This window comes from Micromonospora sp. NPDC004540 (assembly GCF_040610095.1).
In the GTDB taxonomy this organism is placed as follows: domain Bacteria; phylum Actinomycetota; class Actinomycetes; order Mycobacteriales; family Micromonosporaceae; genus Micromonospora.
Map to the genome: position 1 here is coordinate 1 of NZ_JBEXLR010000174.1, position 6,020 is coordinate 6,020.

Genomic DNA, 6,020 nt, shown 5'->3' on the forward strand with positions numbered 1-6,020 from the left:
GTCCCGGCCGGTGAACCGGGCGCCGACGTTGGGCACCCAGTGCGGCAACGACCAGGTGTCCACCCGGAACGGCCCGAGATCGAACGGCTCTCCCGAGCGCCTCCGGCGTGGCGGCGCCGGCGAGCTGCCCGTCCAGCTCGGCCAGCCGGGCCCCGAGCTGGTCGTGCTCGGCCCGGGCGCGCAGCAGCACGCGGTCCAGCTCCCGGGCGGCCGCGTCGCGCTCCTGCACCACCTGCTTGGCGGCCTCACTGGCCGCCCGGGCCGCCTTGCCGGCCGCCAGCGCCCGAGCCACCGCCGACCCCTTCGGCACCGCCGGCACCCGGGGGACCGGCTGCTCGCAGACCGGGCAGGGGCCACCATCGACCAGGTGCGCCCGCAGCGCCACCGCCTGGTCCGTGGCCTTCGCCTCCTCGTGCGCCCGGAACGCCGCCTCCAGCTCCGCCTCGGCCCGCTCGGCTCCGGCCCGTGCCGCGGCGAGCGCCCCGGCCGCCGCGTCGTGCTCGGCCTGCGCCGCGTCCACCGCCGCGCGGACCGCCGCCGCCTCGCCGGTCAGCTTCTCCCGGTCGGCGTACGCCTTGAGCTGGAGCCGCAGCGCGCTCTCGTCGCCGGCCGCGGCCAGCTCGCCGCGCAGCTTCTCCTCGCGCTCCTCGGCCAGGCCGACGGCGGTGGCCGCCTCGTCGGCGGCGGTCCGCGCGGCGGCCACCGCCCGGGCCAGCTCGGCGGTCCCGTCCGGCGGCCGGACCCGGGCCAGCACGGTCAGCTCGGCGTCGAGGGCGGCGAGGGCCGCCGACTGCTCGCGCGCCGTCGCCCGCGCCCGCTCCAGCTCCGGTACGGCCGCCGCGACCGCCCCGGCCAGCTCGCGCATCCGGTCGACCCGATCCCGCGCGCCGGCCAGGCTCTCCTCGTCGACGTCGGTGAGGCCGCCGAGCAGCTTGTCGACCGTCTCCAGCTTCGCCTCGGCCTGCCCGGCGCGCTCGGTGGCCTTCTTCTGCACCTCCTCGTAGACGCCCAGCCCGAGGAGGTTGACCAGGATCTGCTGCCGGGTGGCCGGCTTGGCGTGCAGGAAGTCGGCGAACTGCCCCTGCGGCAGCACCACGCAGCTGGTGAACTGCTCGTACGGCAGCCCGACCGCGTCGAGCACCGCCTGCTCCATCTCGGCCGGTGTGCCGGCCACCACCTCGCCCAGGTCCTCCGGGCTGAGCCCGGTGTCGAGCTTGGTGACGTCGAACCCGGGCGGCATGAGCTGGAGCCCGGCGTTGGCGGTCTTCACCGTGCCCCGGCCGTCCCGGCGGACCACCCGGGTGGCCACGTACCGGTCGCCGGCCGACTCGAAGACCAGCCGCACCCGCGCCTCGGTGGCCGACGGGGCGAGGGCGTTGGCCAGGCCCCGGGCACCACCCCAGCGGGGGACCGTGCCGTAGAGGGCGAAGCAGATCGCGTCGAGCACCGTCGACTTGCCCGAGCCGGTCGGCCCGACCAGGGCGAAGAAGTCGGCGTCGGTGAAGTCGACGGTGGTCTCCTCGCGGAAGACCGTGAAGCCCGCCATGTCCAGCCGCATCGGCCGCATCAGTGATCGATCTCCTCGAGCAGCTCGTCGAAGAGCTCCTGCACGCCGTCGTCGGCGTGGCCCCGGCTGCCCAGGTAGTCGGCGAACAGCTCGCGCGGCGAGCGGCCGGCCCGCTGGGCGGTGCGGGTGCCGCTGCCCGGGGCGGGCACCAGCTCCGGGTCGATCCGGATCTCCAGGGCGCGGGGGAGCAGCTCCTGCACCTCCTCGCGCAGCCCGGCGCGGGGCTGCTCGCGGACGTAGACCCGCAGCCAGCCGTCGGGCACCTCGATCTCGGCGAGCTGGGCCAGGGTGCCGCGGACCGTGCGCAGCGGGACGGCGCCCGGCACCGGCACCTCCCGGATCCGCGCGGCGCTCGTCGCGGTCACCTCGACGAGCGTCACCGAACCGACGTTCTCCTGCTCACCGAAGTCGACGGCGAGCGGGCTGCCGCTGTAGCGGACCGGGCAGGGGCCGATCACCCGCTGGGAGCGGTGCAGGTGGCCCAGGGCCACGTAGTGCGCGTTGCCGGGGAACACGGTGGCCGGCACCGCGTAGCCGAGCACGGTGTGCGCGTCGCGCTCGCCGCCGCCGGTGCTCGCCCCGACCACGGTGAGGTGGGCGGTGACCAGGTGCACCCGGTCCGGCTCGGTGAAGCCCTCGGCCAGCCGGGCGAGCACCCGCCCGAGGTGGTCGGCGTAGGTCTGGTTGGCCTCGGCCGGGGTCAGCTCGTACATCTCCACGGCGCGCACGGCGTAGCGCTGGGAGAGGAAGGGCAGCGCGGCGACCTGCCAGCGTTCGCCGTCGCGGGTGGTGCCGTCGATGACGTGCTCGGCCGGGTTGTCCCGGACGCTGCCGCGCAGCGTGATGCCGGCGGCCTCGGCCCAGGGGCGGAGCGCGTCGAGCGCGGCGCCGTTGTCGTGGTTGCCGCCGATCGCCACCACGTCGGCCCCGGTGCGGCGCAACGCGGTCAGCGCCCGGGTCACCAGCCGGGTCGCCTCCGGGGTGGGCGCGGCGGTGTCGTAGAGGTCGCCGGCCACGATCACCAGGTCGGGCCGCTCGACCCGGGCGATGTCGATCACCTGGGCGAGCACCTGCTTGTGCTCCTCGGCCCGGGACTGCCCCTTGAGGACCTTGCCGACGTGCCAGTCGGAGGTGTGCAGGATCTTCATGGTCAGCCCTCTAGAACGGGATGTCGTCGTCGGCGGAGCCCGAGCCGACCACCGCGAACGGGTCGGCCGCCTGGGTGATCGAGCGCAGCGTCTCCGAGGGGGCCCGGCCGGCCTCGGAGACCCGGGTGGCCCAGGCCGGGAAGGGGAACTCCAGGCAGAGCGGGACCGGGATGTCGGGCTGGTTGACGAACATGGTGCCCGGCTTGGCCAGCAGGGCCCGCTGCCGCTGGGCGGGCGGGAGGAAGCCGTATTCCGGGCGGGACGCCTCGGCCGGGTCGAGCCGGCCCACCACCCGGACCGCCGAGTTGGTGACGATCCGCCGTTCCACCTCGCTGGCGGTCTGCTGGGCGCCGACCAGGATCACCCCGAGCGAGCGGCCCCGCTCGGCGATGTCGAGCAGCACCTCCTTGATCGGGGAGGAGCCCTCCCGCGGGGCGTACTTGTTGAGCTCGTCGAGGACGACGAAGAGCAGCGGCTTGGCGGTGCCGGCCTTCTCCTTGCGCTCGAACTCGCTCTTGAGCGTCACGCCGACCACGAAGCGCTGCGCCCGGTCCGGCAGGTTGTGCAGGTCGACCACGGTCACCTGGGCGGACTCGGCGGTGTTGATCGAGTGCGGGCGGCGGGTGGCGAGGTCGCCCCGGATCAGCCGGCCGAGGTCCTTCTTGCTGCCGATCAGCCGGCGGGCGAACGCGTTGACGGTGCCCAGGCCGACCGCGCTGCCGGCCCACTCACCCCGGGTCTCGTCGTCGTTGAGCTGCTCGACGATGTGGTCGACCAGGTCGGCGTAGGACCCCAGCCGGACCCCGTCGATGCTCACGCCGCCGTCGGCGGGCTGGGCGTATCTGGCCAGGTGGGCGGCGACCGAGTGCACCACCATCGTGTACTGCTGCCGCTCGTCGTCGGCGTCGGCGAAGACGTAGGGCAGCAGGCGGTCGGCGCAGAACTCGCTCAGCGTCCAGTAGAAGCTGTCCACCCCGGTGAGCCGGCTGCTCACGTCGGGGGTGCCGGAAGAGTCGCCGGCCCGGGGCGGGGCGTGGACCCGGACGTCGGGGAAGGCGCCCGCGTCGAGCCCGAGCTTGGCGTAGCCGGCCCGGGTGGCGTCGTCGAGCCGGGTGTTGGGGTGGTCGAGGAACAGCAGGTCCTCACCCTTCACGTTGAAGATCAGCGCCTTGGCGTTGACCGCGTCGCCGCCGAGCACGCCGGAGCGGAAGACCGAGTAGAGCAGGAAGGTGGCGAAGCTGGTCTTGGTGGCCACACCGGAGATGCCGGAGATGGAGACGTGCGCGCCCCGGGTGCCGTCGAGGAAGTCGGCGTTGAGGTAGACCGGGACGCCGTCGCGGCCCATGCCCATCGGGATGCGCCGCTCCATCCGGTCGAAGTGCAGCGCCCGGGCCCGGGCGTCGCCCTCGGCCCGGTGCACCACCGCGCCCGGGGTGGGCGGCACGTAGAACTCCGGGTCGACCCGGGTGGTGGTGACCTCGGCGGCCTCCTGCACCTGGGCCGGCAGGGTGCCGTCGGCGATGGCGAACACGTCGGAGTCGAACTGCGCCCCCTCGTGCCGGGCGCGCACCTGGGTGACCACGCCGGCGATCGTGACCGGCTCCCGGTCGGGCAGCTCGCGGCGGGTCACCACCACGTCGTCGAGCTGGAGGTAGCTGCCGGGGGCCACGGCGGTCCAGAAGGTGAGCGGGGTGGCGTCGGCGGTGCCGAGCACCCGGCCGACCCCGTCGCCGGGGCCGTCGAGCAGGTCGTCGGTCATCGGCGGTCTCCGGTCGGCTGGTCGTCCCGTTCGCGGCGCACGTCGTGCATCCTGCCCGAGGGATGCGACAGGTTGCCACGCGACGCGGCGGACGCCACCTCGCCGTTCCGTCGGCCCTGCGCTGCGGCACCGCCCGCTGACTCTCCGTACGCCCTGGTCGGCCATTCCGGCACCGGCGGGCCGGATCCCGGGAGATCCTGCAAGGGGCCCGAGGACGGAAGGCACGAGGAGCGGCGGTGGAGGCAGTCCGGAGCCGGACGGCGATGCTGCTGCTGCTCGCCGTCCTGCCGCCGGTCCTGGAGGAGGCGGTGCTGGTCGCCATCAGCTTCCACGGCGCCCGAGGGCTGGCGCCCCAGGTGACCGCGGTCTGGCCGTACGACTCGTTCCACGACCTGCGGTGGCTGCTGGTCTACCACAACTCCTGGTGGACCTTCGGGCTCGGGCTGGTGGTGCTCACCGTCTTCCGCGGCCTGCTCACCGCCGGGCTGACCGCGCTGGCGTGGCCCGAGCACGCGGCGCGTCCCCCGTTCGGCTGGCTGGTCCGGCGGAACCTGGAGGTGGCCGCGCTCGCCCTGGTCATCATCTCGCCGTGGGCCGCGATCTCGGTCGCCTTCTCGGCGGTCGCGCTCTCGCTCTACCTGTTCGCCTCGCTCGCCCCGATGCTGGTGCTCGCCCCGTTCCTCCAGCGCGCCGGGGTGGTCCGGAACTGGTGGCGGGGCCTGCCCACCATCGAACTGCTCGGCTGGTCGGTGCTCAACTTCGTGGTGCTGACCGTGGCGGGCGCGGTCACTTCCAGCACGTCGGGCTGGTGGGGGGTCCCGGTTGCGGCGGTGGCCGGCCTGGCCAACGGCCTGCTCTGGCAGCGCACCGTGTCGGCGGCCGTGCTGCCGGCCCGGATCCGCCTGGCCCGGACCCCGGTCGCGCCGGTGGCCATCGCCCTCACCATGGCCGCCGCCGTCGGGTCGCAGACGCTCGTCGGCCTGGCGACGGGTCCGCCGGCGGAGTGGCGGCCCCGGGTGATCGCCGAGCGGCTGCCCGACCGGGTGCCGCACGCGGTGATCGCCATCGCCGGGCACGACTCGCAGTGGAACGGTCGCCCACCGGCGGACCCCCGGGTGGAGCACTTCTCCTACGTGGGCCTCGACCGGCAGGGCCGGCCGCTGCCGTACCGGCCCGGTGCGACCCACCAGTCCCTGGACTCCAGCGCGGTGCTGCTCGCCGCGCAGGTCGACGAGTTGCACCGCCGGACCGGCCGGCCGATCGCCCTGCTCGGGTTCAGCGAGGGGGCCATGGTGGCGCGGACCTACCTGGACAAGTGGGCGCAGCCCCTGCCGGTGGAAGCGGTGCTGCTGTTCAGCCCGCTCATCCAGCCCGGCCGGGCCTACTACCCGCCGCCGGGATATTCCGGGTGGGGCGTGGCCGCCGGCTGGGAGCTGCGCGGGATCTTCTGGCTGGCCAACGTGGGCCGCAGCGTGAAGAGCCGTCCGGACGAGCCGTTCGTGCGGTCGGTGCTGGTCAACGCGCCGTTCTACCGAAACCGCACGCT

The 6,020-nt window shown here is 74.8% G+C and carries 4 protein-coding genes; 1 reads left to right on the forward strand and 3 read right to left on the reverse strand.

The features are described 5' to 3' along the window. The 3 genes from ABZV78_RS31070 to ABZV78_RS31080 all read right to left on the reverse strand — a co-directional run. The coding region (locus ABZV78_RS31070; RefSeq protein WP_355644331.1) for an SMC family ATPase at positions 1 to 1,567 on the reverse strand (1,567 nt) is incomplete at its 3' end. Further along, positions 1,567 to 2,715, reverse strand: coding sequence for an exonuclease SbcCD subunit D (locus tag ABZV78_RS31075; RefSeq protein WP_355644333.1), 1,149 nt, complete (start codon positions 2,713 to 2,715; stop codon positions 1,567 to 1,569). The genes ABZV78_RS31075 and ABZV78_RS31070, both read right to left, overlap by 1 nt. Before the next feature lie 10 nt (positions 2,716 to 2,725). After that, positions 2,726 to 4,474, reverse strand: coding sequence for an ATP-binding protein (locus ABZV78_RS31080; RefSeq protein WP_355644335.1), 1,749 nt, complete (start codon positions 4,472 to 4,474; stop codon positions 2,726 to 2,728). A 236-nt stretch (positions 4,475 to 4,710) separates the two neighbouring features. On the opposite strand from ABZV78_RS31080, the gene ABZV78_RS31085 reads away from it, so the two are divergent. Beyond that, positions 4,711 to 6,020 (forward strand): hypothetical protein (locus ABZV78_RS31085; protein WP_355644336.1); only part of this gene is annotated, 1,310 nt, incomplete at its 3' end.

Excerpts from the sequence above, each read along its gene's own strand:
- ABZV78_RS31075 (WP_355644333.1), bottom strand. The coding sequence starts at position 2,715 with ATGAAGATCCTGCACACCTCCGACTGGCACGTCGGCAAGGTCCTCAAG.
- ABZV78_RS31080 (WP_355644335.1), bottom strand. The coding sequence starts at position 4,474 with ATGACCGACGACCTGCTCGACGGCCCCGGCGACGGGGTCGGCCGGGTG.